This is a genomic window from Pseudomonas sp. SLFW (genome assembly GCF_009905615.1).
In the GTDB taxonomy this organism is placed as follows: domain Bacteria; phylum Pseudomonadota; class Gammaproteobacteria; order Pseudomonadales; family Pseudomonadaceae; genus Aquipseudomonas; species Aquipseudomonas bambusae.
In genome coordinates this window covers 15,113-34,455 of record NZ_JAAAKW010000007.1, presented here as the reverse complement: position 1 = coordinate 34,455, position 19,343 = coordinate 15,113, and the positions used below count along the sequence as shown (strand labels likewise).

The 19,343-nt window shown below is 60.6% G+C and carries 14 protein-coding genes; 10 read left to right on the top strand and 4 right to left on the bottom strand.

Going from position 1 to position 19,343, the window contains the following annotated elements; all coding sequences use genetic code 11:
- Window positions 1–360: a hypothetical protein gene (locus tag GVN17_RS14315; protein WP_166595929.1), complete on the top strand. Its 360-nt coding sequence runs from the start codon at window positions 1–3 to the stop codon at window positions 358–360.
- Window positions 361–395: 35 nt separating this feature from the next.
- Here the strand turns inward: GVN17_RS14315 and GVN17_RS14310 are convergent, their stop codons facing one another.
- Window positions 396–989: an HD domain-containing protein gene (locus GVN17_RS14310; protein ID WP_166595928.1), complete on the bottom strand. Its 594-nt coding sequence runs from the start codon at window positions 987–989 to the stop codon at window positions 396–398.
- Window positions 990–1,150: 161 nt separating this feature from the next.
- Here GVN17_RS14310 and gcvA point away from each other — a divergent pair, with 161 nt between their 5' ends.
- Together gcvA and GVN17_RS14300 are read left to right on the top strand one after the other, a co-directional pair.
- Window positions 1,151–2,065, top strand: a complete 915-nt coding sequence (gene gcvA / locus GVN17_RS14305; RefSeq protein ID WP_166595927.1) for a transcriptional regulator GcvA — start codon at window positions 1,151–1,153, stop codon at window positions 2,063–2,065.
- Between the two features lie 180 nt (window positions 2,066–2,245).
- Window positions 2,246–3,388, top strand: a complete 1,143-nt coding sequence (locus GVN17_RS14300; RefSeq protein ID WP_166595926.1) for an alpha/beta fold hydrolase — start codon at window positions 2,246–2,248, stop codon at window positions 3,386–3,388.
- A gap of 9 nt (window positions 3,389–3,397) precedes the next feature.
- Here the strand turns inward: GVN17_RS14300 and GVN17_RS14295 are convergent, their stop codons facing one another.
- Window positions 3,398–5,059 carry a PleD family two-component system response regulator gene (locus GVN17_RS14295; protein WP_166595925.1) on the bottom strand — a complete coding sequence of 554 codons (1,662 nt, stop codon included), beginning with the start codon at window positions 5,057–5,059 and terminating at the stop codon, window positions 3,398–3,400.
- 423 nt (window positions 5,060–5,482) lie between these two features.
- Between GVN17_RS14295 and GVN17_RS14290 the strand changes: the two genes are divergently transcribed.
- The 6 genes from GVN17_RS14290 to GVN17_RS14265 all read left to right on the top strand — a co-directional run bounded on the left by GVN17_RS14290 (window position 5,483) and on the right by GVN17_RS14265 (window position 12,237).
- Window positions 5,483–6,586 (top strand): DUF2333 family protein, encoded by a 1,104-nt coding sequence (locus GVN17_RS14290; protein WP_166595924.1) that lies wholly within the window; start codon window positions 5,483–5,485, stop codon window positions 6,584–6,586.
- A gap of 3 nt (window positions 6,587–6,589) precedes the next feature.
- A complete protein-coding gene (locus GVN17_RS14285; RefSeq protein WP_166595923.1) occupies window positions 6,590–7,135 on the top strand; it encodes an NUDIX hydrolase in 546 nt (181 codons plus the stop codon).
- Window positions 7,136–7,321: 186 nt separating this feature from the next.
- Window positions 7,322–7,693: a translation initiation factor Sui1 gene (locus tag GVN17_RS14280; RefSeq protein ID WP_092407562.1), complete on the top strand. Its 372-nt coding sequence runs from the start codon at window positions 7,322–7,324 to the stop codon at window positions 7,691–7,693.
- A 184-nt stretch (window positions 7,694–7,877) separates the two neighbouring features.
- A complete protein-coding gene (speA, locus tag GVN17_RS14275; protein ID WP_166595922.1) occupies window positions 7,878–9,791 on the top strand; it encodes an arginine decarboxylase in 1,914 nt (637 codons plus the stop codon).
- A 289-nt stretch (window positions 9,792–10,080) separates the two neighbouring features.
- On the top strand, window positions 10,081–11,328 hold the full coding sequence (locus GVN17_RS14270) for a contractile injection system protein, VgrG/Pvc8 family (protein ID WP_166595921.1): 1,248 nt from the start codon (window positions 10,081–10,083) through the stop codon (window positions 11,326–11,328).
- Between the two features lie 39 nt (window positions 11,329–11,367).
- Complete coding sequence (locus GVN17_RS14265) at window positions 11,368–12,237, top strand: alpha/beta hydrolase (RefSeq protein ID WP_166595920.1); 870 nt, start codon at window positions 11,368–11,370, stop codon at window positions 12,235–12,237.
- 44 nt (window positions 12,238–12,281) lie between these two features.
- Here the strand turns inward: GVN17_RS14265 and GVN17_RS14260 are convergent, their stop codons facing one another.
- Window positions 12,282–13,619: an MATE family efflux transporter gene (locus GVN17_RS14260; protein WP_166595919.1), complete on the bottom strand. Its 1,338-nt coding sequence runs from the start codon at window positions 13,617–13,619 to the stop codon at window positions 12,282–12,284.
- 284 nt (window positions 13,620–13,903) lie between these two features.
- Here GVN17_RS14260 and GVN17_RS14255 point away from each other — a divergent pair, with 284 nt between their 5' ends.
- Complete coding sequence (locus GVN17_RS14255; RefSeq protein ID WP_166595918.1) at window positions 13,904–18,826, top strand: alpha-2-macroglobulin; 4,923 nt, start codon at window positions 13,904–13,906, stop codon at window positions 18,824–18,826.
- A 197-nt stretch (window positions 18,827–19,023) separates the two neighbouring features.
- On the opposite strand, the gene GVN17_RS14250 is transcribed toward GVN17_RS14255, so the two are convergent.
- Window positions 19,024–19,317, bottom strand: a complete 294-nt coding sequence (locus tag GVN17_RS14250) for a hypothetical protein (protein ID WP_166595917.1) — start codon at window positions 19,315–19,317, stop codon at window positions 19,024–19,026.
- Window positions 19,318–19,343 lie beyond the last annotated feature (26 nt).

Here is a 19,343-nt window from a genome sequence, read left to right as displayed (position 1 = left end):
ATGGAGACCAATCAGATCGTGGGTTTTGTCGTGTTTGCAGTGTTCATCATCAACAGCTGTGTCGGCCTATACGCATCGCACTCCAAACTGGAAAAAATGGAGGCATATTTAATACGAAGCAAATACATCAGGGATATTAATCTGCGTCTTCTGGGCACTGGCTACTACGGTCGATTGACACGCTTCGGGAATGTCGCCGGATGTTTGCTCTTTCCTCAGTTCTGGATAAGACGCGGACTTCTAGATCCAGAAGATGTAGCTTATTTTCCCAAGGGCTTGAGATTGCTGGCGGTGGTGCCGTTAGTCACAACCGCTCTTTGCTTCGCCGCACTCGGAGTGCTGAATGTCATGGATGCCTGATCATTCCAGATAATCAAGCATCCTCACTCGATCCCTCACGCAAACGCCTTCTCACCCCCAAACGCCGGACGGGCGAAAACCCGTCGCACCATCGGTTCGAAATACTCCAGTGGCAGGGTGTCGTAATCGGGATCGAACGCGGTCTGGTCCCAGCGTTCGCAGAACATCGCCGAGCGCTCGAAGGCCGGGTGGTCTCGGTATTTATCGCGTTCGTTGCGATCACGGCCAATGTGATGGAAGTAGTAGTAACCCTGAAAAATCGCGTGTTTGGACAGCATCCAGTGGTTGTCGGCCGAGATGTAGGGCTTGAGAATCGCCGCGACCAACTCGCCGTGGTTGTAAGGCGCGATGTCATCGCCGATGTCGTGCAGCAAGACGCACACCACGGTTTCCTCATCGGCCCCGTCGCGCACGGCGCGGGTCGCGGCTTGCAGCGAATGCTCGTAGCGGTCGACCGGGAAACCCAGGGTGCTGCCTTTCAGCGTTTCGAGGTTTTTCAGCACGCGGTCTGCCAAGCCACGCTCATAGACGTCGCACAGGTGTTCGATGTGCTTCCAGTCCTCGGCCGTTGATTCAGTGAAGCTCTTAAAAGCAGGTACCGGGCGATCCTGATGAAGAGTGTGCTGCATGTCGAACTCATCCTTTCGGTGATAAGGCTCACGTCATGGGGATCGCCATTGCTATCACTTGACTTGCCCCGATGGATCAATTTTTATCCCGTTTCGTGGGGTGTGACAAACAACCAATGCTCACGGTATGCATCAATGCACATAATCCATGAGGTCAAGCCATGCAGTCGCGTCTTCCACCGTTGAATCTTCTGCGAGGCTTCGAGGCGTCTGCGCGGCACCTGAGCTTCACGCGGGCGGCGGATGAGTTGCATATCACGCAAGCCGCCATCAGCCACCAGATCAAGCAACTGGAAGAGCACCTGGGCGTCCTGCTGTTTCATCGGATGATTCGCAAACTCCGTTTGACGGACGAGGGGCGACTGCTGTTGCCCGTCGTGCAAACCGCGTTCGAGCAAATCGGCGAAGCCGTCACCACGCTTCGCGCCAGCCAGGGCACTCACTCCCTGACAGTGGGCCTGGAGCCTTCGTTTGGTGCGAGCTGGATGTCCCCTCGGCTTGGGCGTTTTTGGGCCCGGCATCCGGGTGTCGATTTACGCTTGCACCATTCGGTGCAAAGAACGCTATTCGCCCACGAAGAGCTGGATTTGGCCGTGCGCTGGGGGAGCGATGACTGGCCGGGTCTAACGGCCGAGCGTTTGATGGGGCTTGCGTTTGCGCCCGTGTGCAGCCCCGCTCTACTGACGGGATCATCTCCGCTGCGCACCCCGTCGGATCTGACTCACCACACACTGCTCCATGATTACGACCGTGAAGGCTGGCGCGAGTGGCTGGCCAGTGCCGGTGCCGAAGGCGTGAAGCCGGAAAGCGGTGTGGTCATCGATGACACCAACGTGGTGACGCAAGCCGCCATCGACGGGCAAGGCGTGGCGTTGTGCGGGCTCGCGCTGGTTGCCGGGCATCTGGCGGCAGGGCGTCTGGTCAAGCCGTTCGAGCACACCGTCGAAACGAACTCGGCTTATTTCGTGATCTACCCGCCCGCCGCGATCAAGCGCCCACACATCCGCGAGTTCATCGCCTGGCTGCACGAAGAGGCCGCCCGGGATCGTTCAACGGATTCCCACCCTTGGGAATGACTCATGAGTGGACGCGTAAAACCGTGCATGCATTAGTTAAGCTTATTCATTCGGCGATAAATATTCGTTTGTCGTCCCCATCCGGCGCTGGCTAGGATTCAGGCAATTGACGTTGCCCGTTGTGTCATGAACGGATGACGACCCCGGCTGATCTGCTCTTTCGCCTGAAGGTTTTACGCGATGACTGACACGGAGTATCTCGACGAGATGCCACTGCCGGAGGGCATCCGCTCCCGCCAGATCGAGGGCGTAAACGGCCTGAGCATGCATGTGCTGGAGGCCGGGTATTCCAATCCTGAGCGGCCTTGCATCCTGCTGCTCCATGGTTTTCCAGAGCTGGCCTACAGCTGGCGAAATACTCTGCTTGGATTGTCGCGGCAGGGGTATCACGTCATCGCGCCCGACCAGCGAGGTTATGGCCGAACGACAGGATGGGAGGCGGAGTACGAGACGGACCTGCGGCCTTTTTTCATGTTGAATCTGGTAAGCGATGCTATTGCGTTGCTGGCGGCCATGGGGCGTGACTCCGTTGCCGCCGTAGTAGGGCACGACTTCGGCTCACCCGTCGCGGCTTATTGCGCGTTGGTCCGGCCGGATATCTTTCGCGCTGTCGTGTTGATGAGCGCGCCGTTCAGTGGGCCTCCGCTGTTGGCGAGCGCCGTCGATGGACCCGACATGAGCGAGCTGCTTGCGGCGTTGTCTCCGCCGAAAAAACACTATCAGCACTATTACTGCACCCGGAGCGCCAATCGCGACATGACCGAGCCGGAAGGGGGGCTCGCTCGTTTTTTACGAACGTATTTCCACGTCAAAAGCGGCGACTGGTCAGGCAATTCGCCTTTTCCGTTACTCGCATGGTCAGCCGATGAGCTCGTGAAGATGCCGCCGTACTACATCATGGGGCTGGATGACAGCATGCCCGCCGCTATCGATGCCGATGCGCCGGATGCCACGGAGGCCAAACGGTGCGAGTGGTTGACTGGATCGGACCTTGCGTTCTTCACCGGGGAATTTCAACGGACTGGCTTTCAAGGCGGGCTCAACTGGTATCGATGCAGCTTCTTGGCCGATCACGATCATGAGTTGAGCGTGTTTGCGGGGCGCACGATCAACGTGCCTTCGTGCTTTATCTATGGCGAGAAAGATTGGGGGGCCTTTCAAGCCCCTGGCGCGCTGGAAACGATGCAAAACACGGCGTGCACCGACATGCGGTTCATCGAGTCGATACCGGGTGCAGGGCACTGGGTTCAGCAGGAGCAACCGGAGCGCGTGGTCAGCGCCATGATGAGGTTTCTTCAATCAGCCGAGGGATTGTCTCGTTGACGATCCTCGTCAGTTCACGACGTCCAGCGGCGAATGCTTTTTGGCAAGCATGATGTCTTCACGCAACGTGTGGACCTGATTGCGTCCGGCCTTTTTCGCGCGATACAACGCGTCATCCGCCTGAGACGCCAGCATCAGCGCATCATCGCCTTCTTCCAGTTCCACCACGCCTGCGCTGAAGGTGCAGAAAAGGTCCACCGGTTGCGCCGGGTAATGAATTTCCGCGAAGCGGCGACGAATCTCGTCCAGCACGCCGAAGGCCGATTTGAGGTCGGTGTCAGGCATGACCACGGCAAACTCCTCACCACCGTAGCGGCCAATGTAATCGGTCTTGCGCAGGCGTTGCTTGAGGAATAGCGCGAGGCTCTTGATCACGCGGTCGCCCATGGGGTGGCCGTGACCGTCGTTGACCTTCTTGAAGTGGTCGATGTCCAGCATCACGAAGCTCAGCGGCTTGTTTTCCCGGCGTGCGCGGAAGCTGCAATCTTCCAGCAGTTGCAGGATATGAGTGTGGTTGTACAGGCCGGTCAGGCTGTCACGCACCATTCGCGCTTTGAGGTTTCGCGCCCGAGCGGCGCGGTTGCGCACCGTCGTGATCAGATGGCGCGGCTTGATCGGCTTGGTCAGGAAGTCGTCACCGCCCTCGCTCATCGCGTCCAGCTGTTTGTCCAGGTCGTCTTCGGCGGACAGGTAAATGATCGGCACGCTGACGTAACGGTCGTTGTGACGAATGACCTTCGCCAGCTCGGTGCCGGTGCAGCCGGGCATGTACATGTCGAGAATGATCAGGTCCGGCTGAAAGTCAGCCAGCTCAGCCATCGTCTGAATCGGGTCGAACAGTGTGCGCGTCACGATGCCGGCATTGTTCAACAGCCGTTCGGTGTGCGTGGCCTGGGCGCGAGAGTCGTCGATGATCAGCACTTTATACGGCTCGTACTGCGCGACCCGCGTCAGAATCTCGATTTTTTCCAGCAGGCTTGAGGCCTCCAGCGTGCCGGTCAAAAACTCTTCGCCACCGGCACGCACGGCGGCCAGCCGCGTCGGGGTATCGGTTTCGTGATGGCTGAAAAACAGCAAGGGCAGTTTCTGTTCCAGACCTTCCTGCATTTTGGCAGCGAGCTTCAACCCTTCGCCCACGCCACCGAAATCCACGTCCATCACCACGGCGGCGGGCAAGCGCTCGGCCAGGGTGGCGTGGAAGGCCTGCGGACTTTCCATGGATTGCGCGCTCAGACCGAAAAACTCCAGCTGTTTGGCCAGGCGTTCAGCGCGTTCGTGATCTTGCAGCATCACGTAAATCGGCTTGCGCAGCGGTGGCAGCGACGTGTGTTCCAGCCGATCGCCATGACGCAAGCCCGTGCGGGAAAGGCGCTGCATCAGGCGGTTCAGGTCGGTGATCAACGCGCTGCTCAAGCGGCCGCGATTGGCTTCCACTTCCAGCAAGGATTGGGCGATTCCACGCGCCAGATGCGCGTGTTCTTCCTGTTCGAAGCGGTCGGCGAACCGCAGCAGGCGCTGGTTGGAGTCGCTGAGTTCTTCCAGATCCGCAGCCGTCCATTCGCTTTGTTGCAGGCGTTGCCAGACCTCCAGGATCTGACGGGCCTGGTGGATCACGCGCTGGGCGAAATGGTGCTTGAGACGGTCTCGGCTCGGATCTTCTGCTTCGGTCATGTCCTGACTACTTCTAGGGGAAACCCTGATACGGATGCTGGCGCTATGCTAGCACTACTTATCTCACACAGGTGCGCCGTAAGTCATTTTGTTGTCATTTATTCACGTCAACTTTCTGTCTTTGTAAGCCAAATGCGTGCCAAGCCCATTGGCGTTGTGTAGGGGTATGGATGAGGCATCCAGGCGCGTTGCATGTGACAGTCGTGAGCAGATTTGTTGCATGACAATTCACGTTTCCAGGCTGAAACCCGATAGCGACCACCGTCTTCGGCCATCCTGGCCCGCAAATCCTGACAGCGCACGCATGACGCACACGGACCCGTCGATTACGCATTTGAGCCATCCCCCACGTTCCTGCCAAACGCACCTTGCTGTAAGGTTGCGGTCAGAAGCACTGAATTCCGTGATTGAAAGGACAAGGCCATGCTGGATTGGAAGAAGCGCTCGGGCGCTGCGGGCGGGAGTGAGCGTGTTGAGGAAAAGCCAGTAGGCAAAGAATCGCGCGCGCCTCGTGGGTACTTGAGTGGATTGCTGTTCAGCCGTGCCGTGGGCGCGGTGGTCGGCATTTACCTGGTCGTTACCGTGGCGCTCGGTATCTGGTGGAGCAGCGAGCCCCCACTGTTCCCGGTCCAGCAACAGGCGCAGGCTGCTGCCGAGCGTGAAGGCAAGCAGATGGTGATCGGCTACACCACCGTCGAAACCCTCAAGACCGTCGCGTCGACCCTCCTCGACAAACCCGGCGGCTACATTTCCAACGACCGTTTCCCGCCAGGCCTTTGGCTGGATAACACCCCGAGCTGGGAATACGGCGTGCTGGTCCAGGTCCGCGACCTGAGCCGTGCACTGCGTAAAGACTTCGCTCGCTCGCAGTCCCAGTCGGCTGAAGATGGCGATCTGGCCCGCGCCGAGCCGCTGTTCAACTTCGACAACAAGAGCTGGATACTCCCGTCCAGCGAGTCTCAATACCGCGAAGGCATTGCCGCGCTGAGCCGTTATCAGGCGCGCCTGTCCGACCCGAATCAGAAGGGCGCGCTGTTCTACACCCGCGCTGACAACCTCAACAACTGGTTGGGCGACGTCGGCACCCGTCTGGGCTCGCTGTCCCAGCGCCTTTCCGCCAGCGTTGGTCGCGTGAAGCTCAATAGCACATTGAAAACGGAAGCGCAGTCCACCGTGACTGTGAAGCCGGGCGAAGTGCCGCAGGTCGATGAAGAAATCGTCGAAACCCCGTGGATGCAGATCGACAACGTGTTCTACGAGGCCCGTGGTCAGGCGTGGGCGCTGTCCCACTTGCTGCGCGCCATCGAAGTCGACTTCGCAGACGTGCTGGCCAAGAAAAACGCCACCGTGAGCGTGCGTCAGATCATTCGCGAGCTGGAAGCCTCGCAAGAGCCGATGTGGAGCCCGGTCATTCTCAACGGCAGCCCGTTCGGCGTGTTCGCCAACCACTCGCTGGTCATGGCCAACTATTTGTCGCGGGCCAACGCAGCGGTCATCGACCTGCGTCAGCTGCTGTCTCAGGGTTGATCGGTGTCAGTCTCTGAAAACGAAGTCGCGCACCGCGCGGCTTCCGACGCCGAACTCATTGCCTGGGTCGACCGTCAGGATCGGCTGCTGGGTTCCTTGCCTCGCGCCGAGCTGCGCGAGCGTGGCCTGATCGGTCGCGGCACCTACATTCTGCTGTTCAACTCATCAGGCGAACTCTGTGTGCACCGCCGCACCCTCAGCAAAGCGATCTATCCCGGATTCTGGGATGTCGCGGCAGGAGGCATGGTTCAGGCGGACGAGAGCTACGTCGAATCGGCTGCGCGAGAACTGGAAGAAGAGTTGGGTGTGGCGGGCGTCGAGCTGACCGCTCATGAAGAGTTTTTTTTCGATCAGCCGGGTAACCGACTCTGGTGTGCCGTGTTCTCGGCGGTCTGGGACGGGCCGCTGAAACTGCAACCGGAAGAAGTGCTCGAAGCGCGTTTCATCGGCATCGAACAGGTGCTGCGCGAAACCACCGAAAAGCCTTATTGCCCGGACTCTCTGGCGGCGTTGAAGCGGTATTTGGGCGACGTCGCAAATGTCCCGTAAATTGGCGCATATTTGCACTTAGCATCTGCGCTTTTTGCCGTTACACTGCGCGACTTTTCACGCCGGACTGGCTTCACGGTCCGGTTGCGCTGCCCCTGCCTGAGTGGGGCTTCGCGGTCGGTTCCGCAGACTGGGGTTTAACCGTTCTGCCCGACCAGACTTTGGTCCTCAAGAAGAGGATTCCCGGTGGCCAAAAAAGCCGCATCCTTCGCTGCCCTCGGTGGCCTGGTGTTTTCGACCGACGCTGGACGCCACTGTCCAGACTGCCGTCAGCCCGTCGATGCCTGTATCTGCAAGAAATCCGTTATCCCCGAAGGTGATGGCATTGCCCGTGTGCGCCGCGAAAGCAAAGGCCGGGGCGGTAAAACCGTGACCACCATCACCGGGGTGCCGCTGGCCGAGGATGCACTCAAGGAACTGGCGACTACGCTCAAACGTCGTTGCGGAACCGGTGGTGCGCTCAAGGATGGCGTGATCGAAATTCAGGGTGATCACGTCGAGACACTGCTGGCGGAACTGGTCAAGCAAGGCTTCAAGGCGAAAAAGTCAGGCGGTTGAACTGTCCTGTCGGATCGCCTCTGGTTTCGTTTTCGGTCGGGCGTCTGTTTTCAAAAAACAAACTCTGGTTCGTGTCATGGGTCTACAGAGCCATGCGGGCTGGCGCCAAACCGTCATTTCCACTCTATACACTGCGCCCAGCCGGTCAGGCCGGGGCTTTATGACTTTTATATAGGGGACTTCGATGTCCGTACGACGCACACGCAAAGACGATGGCAGCCAATGGACCGTGGCAGACAGCCGCAGTGTCTACGGGATTCGTCATTGGGGGGCTGGTTATTTTGCAATCAACGAAGCCGGCCGTGTTGAAGTCCGCCCCAATGGGCCGGGCAGTTCGCCCATCGACCTTTATGAGCAAGTCGACCAGCTGCGCAAGAGCGGCTTGTCCTTGCCGTTGCTGGTGCGTTTCCCCGACATTCTCCAAGACCGCGTGCGCCAGCTGACGGGCGCCTTCGACGAGAACATCGCGCGCCTGGAATACCAGAGCCAATACACCGCGCTGTACCCGATCAAGGTGAACCAGCAGGAAGCGGTGGTGGAGAACATCATCGCCACGCAAAACGTCTCCATCGGTCTGGAAGCTGGCTCCAAGCCTGAGCTGATGGCCGTGCTGGCGTTGGCCCCGAAAGGCGGCACCATCGTCTGCAACGGTTACAAGGACCGCGAATTCATTCGACTGGCGCTGATGGGCCAGAAGCTCGGCCATAACGTCTTCATCGTCATCGAGAAAGAATCCGAAGTCGAACTGGTCATTGAAGAAGCCGCCGAGCTGAAAGTCGCGCCGCAGGTGGGCCTGCGGGTTCGTCTGTCGTCGCTGGCGTCGAGCAAATGGGCCGACACCGGGGGCGAGAAGTCCAAGTTCGGTCTGTCTGCCGCGCAATTGCTGTCGGTGGTCGAGCGTTTCACCAAGGCCGGTCTGGATCAAGGCATCCGCCTGCTGCACTTCCACATGGGCTCGCAGATCGCCAACCTGGCCGACTACCAGCACGGCTTCAAAGAAGCGATTCGTTACTACGGCGAGCTGCGCAATCTGGGCCTGCCGGTCGACCACATCGACGTCGGCGGCGGTCTGGGCGTCGATTACGACGGCACGCATTCCCGCAACGCCAGCTCCATCAACTACGACATGGACGATTACGCCGGTGTCGTGGTTGGCATGCTCAAGGAGTTCTGCGATGCGCAAAGCCTGCCGCATCCGCACATCTTCTCAGAAAGCGGCCGTTCGCTGACCGCGCACCACGCGATGCTGGTGATTCAGGTCACCGACGTCGAGCGTCACAACGACGAAGTGCCGGTGATCGACGACAAGGAAAGCCTGCCGGAAACCCTGCAATGGCTGATCGACCTGCTCGGCCCGACCGACATCGAGATGGTCACCGAAACTTACTGGCGCGCCACGCACTACATGAGCGATATCGCCACCCAGTATTCGGACGGCAAGATCACCCTGGCCCAGAAAGCCTTGGGTGAGCAGTGCTATTTCGCCGTGTGCCGCCGCCTGCACAACTCGTTGAAAGCGCGTCAGCGTTCTCATCGCCAAGTGCTGGACGAACTCAACGACAAGCTGGCCGACAAGTACATCTGCAACTTCTCGGTGTTCCAGAGCCTGCCGGACACTTGGGCGATTGACCAAGTGTTGCCGATCATCCCGTTGCACCGTCTGGACGAAGAGCCGAACCGTCGTGCCGTATTGCAAGACCTGACCTGCGACTCCGACGGCAAGATCAACCAGTACGTCGACGAGCAGAGCATTGAAACCAGCCTGCCGGTCCATGCCCTGAACGAAGGCGAGGACTATCTGCTGGGCGTATTTCTGGTCGGCGCGTACCAGGAAATCCTGGGCGACATGCACAACCTGTTCGGTGACACCGACTCGGTGAACATTTACCAGAATCAGGACGGCAGCGCGTACTCAGCGGGTATCGAAACCCACGACACCATCGAAGACATGCTGCGTTACGTGCACTTGTCGCCCGAAGAGTTGATGACGCACTACCGCGACAAGGTCGCCGGCGCGCGCATCACCCCGCGCGAGCGCACGCAGTTTCTGGACGCGCTGCGCCTGGGCCTGACGAGGTCTTCGTACCTGTCGTCGTAAGGCATGCGCCGGTACGTTCGATGACGTAAACCGCTCGGCTTGTCGACGGTGGCGATTTCAACACCGCCACCACCGGCTAGTCGTGCTGTACAGAGATGCGTGCCCCCATTCAAGGCGTTTTTTGACGCGATAAATACCTTCAAAATCCTTCGCTCCTACAGATTCTCAATCGCCTGCTGTCCCTGCCTGTAGGCCATTTCCTGTTCTGCGTTTACCCCCTCTACTTGACGCATCTTCTGTTACAGAATCCCCGGCCGCCTGAAACCGCTCGCCGAGGACATCCCGCGCCATGCACCCGTTTAACGACATACCCCACCTGCGTCTGGACATCAGTCGCCACAAACGCTCATTCGAGGTGTTGACCTGCGAAGGGCACGAATTTGCCGACCAACCCTATAGCTTTCAACTTGAAATTCTCAGCCCGAACGGCGCGGTGGATGCCCATGAACTGCTGTTCGGTGCCTGCTTTCTGTATCCGGCGGGATCGAGGTCGGGTATTCACGGCCATGTCCAGAGCATCATGCGCAGTAGCAGCAGCGAACGCGCCTCCAGTGACCTCAACCAGCACACGCCCTCGCGTTACTTGATCACCGTGGGCCCTCGGCTCGGACTGATGGCTTATCGTCACAACCAACGGATCTTCCAGGGGATGTGCGCCGAGCAGATCATTACGCAGGTGCTGAGTGAGCACGGGATCGATGACTCGGGTTTCTTCTGGCGTCGCAAACAACCGTGTGTGACACGCGATTATTGTGCTCAGTACTGCGAGACCGACCTGCAACTGGTACAGCGATTATGCGAAGAAGAAAACATGCACTACCACTTCCTGCATGCTCGAACCGGGCATGTCGTCGTCTTTTCCGAAGAACTCCCGGAAGGCGTGAGTCTTCAGCCACCCGAATGGGTTGTCCGGGAGCCGAGTCACAGCCTGCAAGCACGGATACCGCCCTTGGCACCCAAGATGTGCATGCAGCAGGCCTGCGTCGTCGGTGGCTTGTTCGAACCTGCCCGGCGTGACGACCGGGGCCGGATTCAGGTGCGGTTTGAGTGGAGCAATCAAGGGGATGGCGCTCGATTCAACGATTGCTGGATTCCCGTCGATCCGGCGCTGAACCAACGTGATCAGCCGTGGTGGGGTGGCATGGAAGTGGTGGTCAATTTTCGTGATGGTAACCCCAACTTGCCTTATATCAGCGACCGGTTATGGGACCCGGACATCAACCCGCGTGCCCGTCCGGACCCCGCCTCGGTGACTCGCCGGGTGTTGACCACCCGGATCGACACGTCGGCGTTTCTCGACGACTCCCGGCAATTTTCTGTCGACGATCAAATGGTCATGCGGCTGGCCGCGCACCATGAAATGCATTTCAGGGTGGGCACGAGTCTCGTGACCATCGATTCGAAAAGCGTTTCATTGAGCGGGCTGAAAGTGATGCTGTCTTCCATTGCCGAGGCTGAGGCCGAAGCGGAAATCGAAGCGCAAGGTGAGGGTGGAGGCACAGATGTTCTGAATTCAGCGGGCGGGGCGGAGTCGTAAGCTGTACCGACTCTTTGTCTCACGCCCTGGCAAGCCTCAATGATCAGAATTGCATGTCGACTGTTGCTCGCGGGCGGATTGTTAGGCCTGTTGATGGGCTGTTCGCCACTGAAGGTCCTCAACGCATTCACGCCAGGGGGCACGTTCACCAGGATGGCGGACCTTGGCTACGGCAGCGACCCGCGCAATCGGCTGGATATCTACACGCCGGTCGATGCACCCGCCGATGCGCCGGTGGTGGTGTTTTTTTATGGCGGCAGCTGGAACAGCGGTTCGCGCACCGATTACAGCTTTGTCGGAGAGGCGCTGGCTTCGAGGGGCATCGTGGCAGTGCTGGCGGATTACCGGCTTTATCCACAGGTGCATTACCAAGGCTTTCTCGATGACAGCGCGCGAGCGGTGGGCTGGACTCGCCAACACATTCGCGAATATGGCGGCGATCCAGATCGGCTTTACGTGATGGGGCACAGCGCGGGAGGGTACAACGCGGCGATGCTGGCATTGGACCCGAAATGGTTGGCGACGGTGGGTATGAAACCGTCGATGCTCAGCGGTTGGATCGGCTTGGCGGGGCCCTATGATTTCCTGCCGATTGAGAACCCTGAGGTGAAGCCGGTGTTTTATTTTCCGAATTCGCCACCCGACTCGCAGCCCATTAACCACGTCAGCGCCGAGTCGCCCCCCGCGCTGTTGATGGCGGCGAAGGACGACACCCTCGTCAATCCCGAGCGCAACACCGGCGGCATGGCCAAACGGATGCGGGAACTGGGGGTGCCGGTGCGTGAGCTGTACTTCTCCAAGCCGGGGCATGCGACGTTGGTGGCCGCGTTTTCACGGCCAATGCGCGGGCTGGCGCCGGTGCTGGATGAGGTGGTTCGGTTTGTTCATGGGCAAGATCGAACTCACTAGGTCATCAGGGCTAGGGCCTGCGCCCGCAGGCTGCCTACTTGGACCTACAGAAACCACCCACCCGTCTGGTTCAACCGCCGCGCAATGACGCCCAACGTCACTGCCCGCAACGCCATGAACAGCAGAAACGCCACCCACAGCCCATGGTTGCCAAAACCGTGGGCCAGCCATGCAAAGGGCGCGGAGATCAGCGCGGTGACGACCATCGCGTTGCGCATTTCCGTTGCGCGGGTCGCGCCGATGAACAGGCCATCGAGCAAGTAGCTCCAGACCGCTACCAGCGGCAGCACGGCGAGGTAAGGCAAATAAACGAAGGCAATCTCGCGGACTTCCACGATATCGGTCTGCATCTCGACGAACAGATGCCCGGCCAACAGAAAAAACACCGCAAACGCCACGCTGCAGATCAAAGACCAGCCTGTCGCCACATTCAACGAGCGACGCAGGGCTTCGCGGTCCCGAGCACCAATCGCATGGCCGCACAACGCTTCCACGGCATGAGCCAGACCGTCCAGTGCGTTGGCGGTCAGCAGCAAGCCGTTGAGCAACAGCGCGTTGGCGGCCACCGTTGCATCCCCCAACCGTGCGCCTTGCACCGTGATAAAGAAAAACACCGATTGCAGCACCAGGCTGCGAATGAAGATGTCGCGGTTGACCCCGAGCAGCGGCCGCCAGTTGTGCCAGCGCCTGAGCGCCGACACGATCAATTGGCCGGGATAATCACGAAGCCCTTTGCGAGTCAGCGCCAACCCCAGCAGCGCGCCGACCCATTCCGCGATGACCGACGCGCGGGCGCAGCCAACGACGCCCCAGTCGAGTCCGAGCACGAACCACAGGTTGAGCGCGACGTTCGCGAGATTGGTCGTCAGCAGAATCGCCAGCGGCGCCCGGGCGTTTTGCAGACCGAGAAACCAGCCCACCAGCGCGTAGCTCGCCAACGCGGCAGGCAGCCCCAGCAGTCGGTTGTGGAAGAAGTCTTGCGTCAGGTCGTTGAGGTCGGGGGAGGGCTGCATGATCTGCAACGCGAGATGCTGGAACGGCAGGCCGATCAGCCCCAGCAACACCGAAAACCCGAGCGCCAGCAAGAGGCCCTGAAGCAGCACCTGACGCAACGCCGAGCCGTCATTGCGCCCCGCCGCCTGCGCAGCGAATCCCGTGGTGCCCATGCGCAGAAAGCTCATCGCCCACGCCAGAAAACTGTACAGCGTGCCACCGACCGCCACCGCGCCGAGCTGATGGGCATGGGGCAAATGGCCAATCACCGTGCTGTCCACCAGCGAAACCAGCGGAACAGAGAGGTTCGACAGAATCATCGGCGCAGCCAGCGCCCACACCTGTCGATGGGTGACGCGCTGACGCCAGTCTGCAAAGAAATTGGACATAAGGCTCCCGGGGAAGGGCGGCATTGTAGCGGGTACCGGGCACTTGTAGGAGTGAGCTTGCTCGCGATTGCGTTCGGTCTGTCGCTGCAGAGTTGTCTGGCACGCCGCTCTCGCGAGCAAGCTCACTCCTACAGGTTTTGCGTGCGTAAGGAGATTGTGACCAGCGCCGCGCCGATGCGAACAAACGCACAAACCCACGGTCTATCTCGGCGCCGCGCTGTACGTTCACGATTGCGGTGCTATAACTGCTGCTCCCCACACCAACTGCTGCCAATGAGTGCCTCATGCTTAACAAAGGATTGTTCCTGGCCTGCGCGCTGGTACTGCTCAGTGCCTGCGATTCCTCCACCTCCGACAAACCCGCTCCTGCCCCCGCGCAACCTGCCGCGCCTCAAGCGGCGGCGGTGGACACGGCCAAGCCCAAACCTGCGGTCGACCTGCCTGCGCTGAGCAAGCGTTACGCCGGGCGTGAGCTGACGGTGGTGGACGTGTCGGAAATCCAGCTCGACGGCGCCAGCACGCTGTCGCTGAGCTTTTCCGTCCCACTGAATCCCGACCAGAAATTCGCCGAAAAAGTGCACGTGGTGGACAGCGTGAACGGCAAGGTCGATGGCGCGTGGGAGCTGTCGGACAACCTCATGGAGCTGCGCCTGCGCCACCTTGAGCCCAAGCGCAAGCTGGTCTTGACCATCGACTCTGGCCTCGTGGCAGTGAACAGCAACACGCTGGCGGCGGAATATTCGGCCCGTCTGGAAACCTCCGACCTGCAAGCCACAGTGGGCTTCGCCAGCCGAGGCAGCCTGTTGCCGACGCGTCTGGCCGAAGGCCTGCCGGTGATCGCGCTGAACGTCGACAAAGTCGATGTCGAATTCTTTCGCATCAAGCCCGACTCGCTGCCCGCGTTCCTCAGTTCGTGGGAAGGCGCGTCCAGCCTGCAAAGCTATGAATCCAAAGAGCTGCTGCCCATGGCCGATCTGGTCTACGGCGGCCGTTTCGACCTGAACCCTGCGCGCAACACCCGGGAAACCGTGCTGCTGCCGATTGCGGGCCTCAAGCAGCTGCAACAGCCGGGCGTGTACCTGGCCGTCATGCGCGCCTCGGGCACTTACAACTATTCGCAGCCGGCAACGCTGTTCACCCTCAGCGACATCGGTCTTTCGGTGCACCGCTACAGCAATCGTCTGGACGTCTTCACCCAAGCGCTTGAAGGTGGCAAGGCCCTGAGCGGCGTCGATCTGGAACTGTATGACGACAAGGGCCGCGTGGTCGGCCAAGGCAAGACCGACAACGCCGGTCACGCCGAACTGCCGTTGCCCGCCAAGGCCGAGGTGCTGCTGGCCAAGCAGGCCGAACAGACCAGCATGCTGCGCCTCAACAGCGCCGCACTGGACCTGGCCGAGTTCGACATCACCGGCCCCCAGGCGCATCCGTTGCAGTTCTTCATCTTCGGCCCGCGCGATCTGTATCGCCCCGGCGAAGTCGTGCTGCTGAATGGCCTGCTGCGGGACAACGACGGCAAGCGAGTGAAAGCTCAGCCGATCACCGTGGAAGTGCGCCGTCCGGATGAGCAGGTCAGTCGCAAATTCGTGTGGGACGCCGACGCCACCGGGCTGTATCAATATCAACTGCAGCTGTCGGACGAGGCCCCGACCGGGCGCTGGCAATTGGTGTTCGACCTGGGTGATGGCAAGCCGCAGCTGTATGAATTTCAGGTCGAGGATTTCCTGCCCGAGCGCATGGCCCTCGAACTCAAAGGCAGCGACACGCCACTGGCGCCTGATGCGGCGTTCGACATTTCCATCAATGGTCGTTACCTCTACGGTGCACCTGCGTCGGGCAACCGCCTGACCGGTCAGCTGTACGTGCGTCCTCTGCGTGAAGCGGTGCCGGGGCTGCCGGGGTATCAATTCGGTTCGGTCACCGAAGAAGACCTGAAACAGGACCTGGAAATCGAAGACAGCACCCTCGACGCCAACGGCCAGCTCGACCTGAGCATCGACAGCCAATGGGCCAAGGCCCGTTCGCCGCTGCAATTGGTGCTGCAAGCCAGCCTGCAGGAGTCGGGTGGACGTCCGATTACCCGCCGTCTGACCCAGCCGGTCTGGCCTGCGGATACGATGCCGGGCCTGCGTGGCCTGTTCGACGGTGAAGCCACCGATGGCGATGGCCCGGTCGAATTCGAAGTGCTGATGGCCGACGCCGAAGGCCACAAGCTGGCCGCCGACAACCTCAAGGTGCGGCTGATTCGTGAGCGTCGCGACTACTACTGGAACTACTCGGACAGCGACGGCTGGAGCTATCACTACAACGAGAAGTACCTGAACCTGTCCGAAGAAACCGTGAGCGTGAAGAAGGATTCCACCGCCAAAGTCAGCTTCCCGGTGGAGTGGGGTCCGTATCGCGTCGAGGTCGAAGACCCGGCCACCGGCATCGTCAGCAGCGTGCGTTTCTGGGCGGGTTACCGCTGGCAGGACAACGCCGAAGGCGGCGCGGTGCGTCCCGATCAGGTCAAGCTGGCGCTGGACAAAAAGGCCTACGCCGATGGCGACACGGCCAAGGTCACGGTGACGCCGCCGTCAGCGGGCAAGGGTTATCTGCTGGTGGAATCCAGCGAAGGGCCGCTGTGGTGGCAAGAGATCGACGTGCCTGCCGAGGGCAAGACCTTCGACGTGCCGGTGGACAAGAAGTGGGCGCGTCACGATCTGTACGTCAGCGCGCTGGTGATCCGTCCCGGTGAGCGCAAGGCCAACGTCACGCCGAAACGCGCAGTCGGTGTGCTGCACCTGCCGCTGGACCGCTCGCAGCGCAAGCTGGCATTGACCGTCACGGCGCCGGAGAAGATGCGTCCCAAGCAGCCGCTCAAGCTGAAGGTCAACGCCAAGAACGCCGACGGTTCGATTCCGAAAGACGTGCACGTGCTGGTCGCGGCGGTGGACGTGGGCATCCTCAATATCACCGAATACGCCACGCCAGACCCGTTCGCCAGCCTGTTCGGTCGCAAGGAGTACGGTGCCGATCAGCTCGACATCTATGGGCAGTTGATCGAAGCCGGACGTAATCGTCTGGCCAGCCTCGCCTTCGGTGGTGACGCGGCGTTGGCCAAGGGCGGCAAACGCCCTGAAACCAGCGTGACCATCGTCGCCCTGCAAAGCGCGCCGGTGACGTTGAACGAACAGGGCGACGCCGAAGTCAGCGTCGACATTCCGGACTTCAACGGCGAGCTGCGCATCATGGCCCAGGCCTGGACCGACGAGCGCTACGGCATGGCTGAAGCGAAAACCGTCGTGGCCGCGCCGCTGATTGCCGAGTTGTCCGCGCCGCGTTTCCTGGCCGGTGGCGACCAGACCAAAGTGGCGCTGGACCTGTCGAACCTCTCCGGCAAGCCGCAGAAGCTCAACGTGCAGGTCACGGCCGACGGGCAACTGAGTTTGGGCGAAGGGGAGGGTGCGAAAGCCGTCAGCCTGAATCAGGGGCAGCGCACCACGTTGCAGATTCCGGTGAAGGCCCAAGGCGGTTTTGGCAAAGGCGTGATCCGCGTCACCGTCAACGGTCTGGACTTGCCGGGCGAGAACCTGCCCGCGTTCAGTCGCGAGTGGACCATCGGCGTGCGCCCCGCCTACCCGGCGATGCTGCGTCAATACCGCGCGGTGCTCAAGGATCAGGCCTGGAGCCTGCCAGACGGCGCGCTCGACGCCTTCGAACCGGCGGGCCGGGAAGCGTTGCTGGCGGTGTCGAGCCGTCCGCCATTGAACCTTGGCGAGCAGATTCGCGCGCTCAAAGCCTACCCGTATGGTTGCCTGGAACAGACCACCAGCGGGCTGTACCCGTCGCTCTACGCCGACGCTGCGACCCTCAAGCGTCTGGGTCTGGAAGGTGAGTCGGACGGGGAGCGCAAACGCAAGATCGAGATTGGCATCGAGCGTCTGCTGGGCATGCAGCGCTACAACGGCAGCTTCGGCCTGTGGGGTGCGGACGGCGAGGAAGAGTATTGGCTGACGGCGTACGTCACCGACTTCCTGCTGCGCGCCCGCGATCAGGGCTTTGCCGTACCGCCGGATGCGCTGAAAAAGGCCAACGAGCGTCTGCTGCGTTACCTGCAGGAGCGTAATCAGATCGAGGTGAACTACAGCGAAAACGCCGAGCACACCCGTTTTGCCGTGCAGGCCTATGCGGGGCTGGTGTTGTCGCGCAGCCAGCAGGCGCCGTTGGGGGCGTTGCGCAGTCTGTTTGATCGCCGCACCGATGCGCGTTCGGGCCTGCCGCTGGTGCAGCTGTCCATCGCGCTGGAAAAAATGGGCGACAAGCCGCGTGCCGATCAGGCGTTGCTGGCAGGACTTGCTGCAGGTCGCAAAGCCAACGACTGGCTGGCGGATTACGGCAGCCCGTTGCGCGATCAGGCGCTGATTCTGTCGTTGCTGGAAGAGAACAAGCTGGCGTCGGACAAGGTCGAGGAGCGGCTGTTTGCGCTGTCGGATCAGGTCGCGGCCAGCCGTTATCTTTCGACGCAAGAGCGCAACTCACTGTTCCTTGCCGGACGTGATTTGCTCGGCAAACCTGAGGCGAAGTGGGCCGCGACGTTGAACAGCGGCAGCAACAACCGCGAGCTGAGCAACGACCAGCCGGGCGTGAAGCTCGACAGCTCGGTGTTGGCGTCGCCACTGACCGTTCAAAGCACGAATGGCGAGACCTTGTATCAACAGCTGACGATTTCCGGGTATCCGTCGCAGCCACCCGTGGCGGGGGGCGAGAACCTGGCGATTCGTCGCGAATACCTCGGCATGGATGGCGACGCCCTGAACCTCAACGCTTTGAAAAGCGGCGAGCTGGTGTTGGTACACCTGGAACTGAAATCCAAGGAGCGCGTGCCGGATGCGTTGGTGGTGGACCTGCTGCCAGCCGGTCTTGAGATCGAAAACCAGAACCTGGCGCAAAGTGCGGCGAGTCTGGAAGACGCCAGCGAGTCGGTGAAGCAGTGGCGCGAGTCGATGGAAAACGCCGGGTTGAAACATCAGGAATTCCGGGGTGACCGTTATGTGGCGGCAGTGGATTTGCAGGGCTTTAACACTGTGCACCTGCTGTACCTGGCGCGGGCAGTGACACCGGGCACCTACCGCGTGCCGCCGCCGCAGGTGGAGTCGATGTACCGGCCGAACTGGCAGGCATTGGGCGACGCGCCTGCTCAGTTGGTGGTGAAGGGGAAGAAGTAAAGGGGGGCCGCGCGTTATCCGGTCGCGGTTGACCGGATGTATGCGGTTTGACTGTAGGAGCGAATTCATTCGCGAAGCGGTGGTACAGCCGAAAAATCCGCATCGGATGTACCGTCCTTTCGCGAATGAATTCGATCCCACAGGGGGTGTTGCGGTGTGTCAGATGAAGTCTGTGAATGCGTCCGACCACACGCCGATCAATGAATAATCCAGCTCAACAACCACAACCCCAGAAACAGCCAGATGATCCCGAGGATGATCGAGGCGCGCATGAAGGCGCGGATCGCGGAGTACAGGAACATCAGGCCGATGATCAGGGCGATGATGCTGATCAGTGAAGTGTCCATCCCCAGCGTGCGCGACAATCCGTCGACGAAATTGCCACCGGCATGAGTGAACATGTTGAACAACCAGCTTAACCCGTCGACGACGAAGCGGATCACCGCCCCAATGACCTGGCCCAGCCATTCGAAAACGCTTTCTACCTGCATGTCTGCTTCCTGATGAAAGGGGTGAA

Bases quoted from the DNA above. Each gene is read 5' to 3' on its own strand.
- GVN17_RS14310 (WP_166595928.1), bottom strand. From the start codon at position 989: ATGCAGCACACTCTTCATCAGGATCGCCCGGTACCTGCTTTTAAGAGC.
- GVN17_RS14260 (WP_166595919.1), bottom strand. From the start codon at position 13,619: ATGTCCAATTTCTTTGCAGACTGGCGTCAGCGCGTCACCCATCGACAG.
- GVN17_RS14270 (WP_166595921.1), top strand. From the start codon at position 10,081: ATGCACCCGTTTAACGACATACCCCACCTGCGTCTGGACATCAGTCGC.
- GVN17_RS14255 (WP_166595918.1), top strand. From the start codon at position 13,904: ATGCTTAACAAAGGATTGTTCCTGGCCTGCGCGCTGGTACTGCTCAGT.
- GVN17_RS14265 (WP_166595920.1), top strand. From the start codon at position 11,368: ATGATCAGAATTGCATGTCGACTGTTGCTCGCGGGCGGATTGTTAGGC.
- GVN17_RS14290 (WP_166595924.1), top strand. From the start codon at position 5,483: ATGCTGGATTGGAAGAAGCGCTCGGGCGCTGCGGGCGGGAGTGAGCGT.
- GVN17_RS14315 (WP_166595929.1), top strand. From the start codon at position 1: ATGGAGACCAATCAGATCGTGGGTTTTGTCGTGTTTGCAGTGTTCATC.
- speA (WP_166595922.1), top strand. From the start codon at position 7,878: ATGTCCGTACGACGCACACGCAAAGACGATGGCAGCCAATGGACCGTG.
- GVN17_RS14250 (WP_166595917.1), bottom strand. From the start codon at position 19,317: ATGCAGGTAGAAAGCGTTTTCGAATGGCTGGGCCAGGTCATTGGGGCG.
- GVN17_RS14295 (WP_166595925.1), bottom strand. From the start codon at position 5,059: ATGACCGAAGCAGAAGATCCGAGCCGAGACCGTCTCAAGCACCATTTC.
- gcvA (WP_166595927.1), top strand. From the start codon at position 1,151: ATGCAGTCGCGTCTTCCACCGTTGAATCTTCTGCGAGGCTTCGAGGCG.
- GVN17_RS14300 (WP_166595926.1), top strand. From the start codon at position 2,246: ATGACTGACACGGAGTATCTCGACGAGATGCCACTGCCGGAGGGCATC.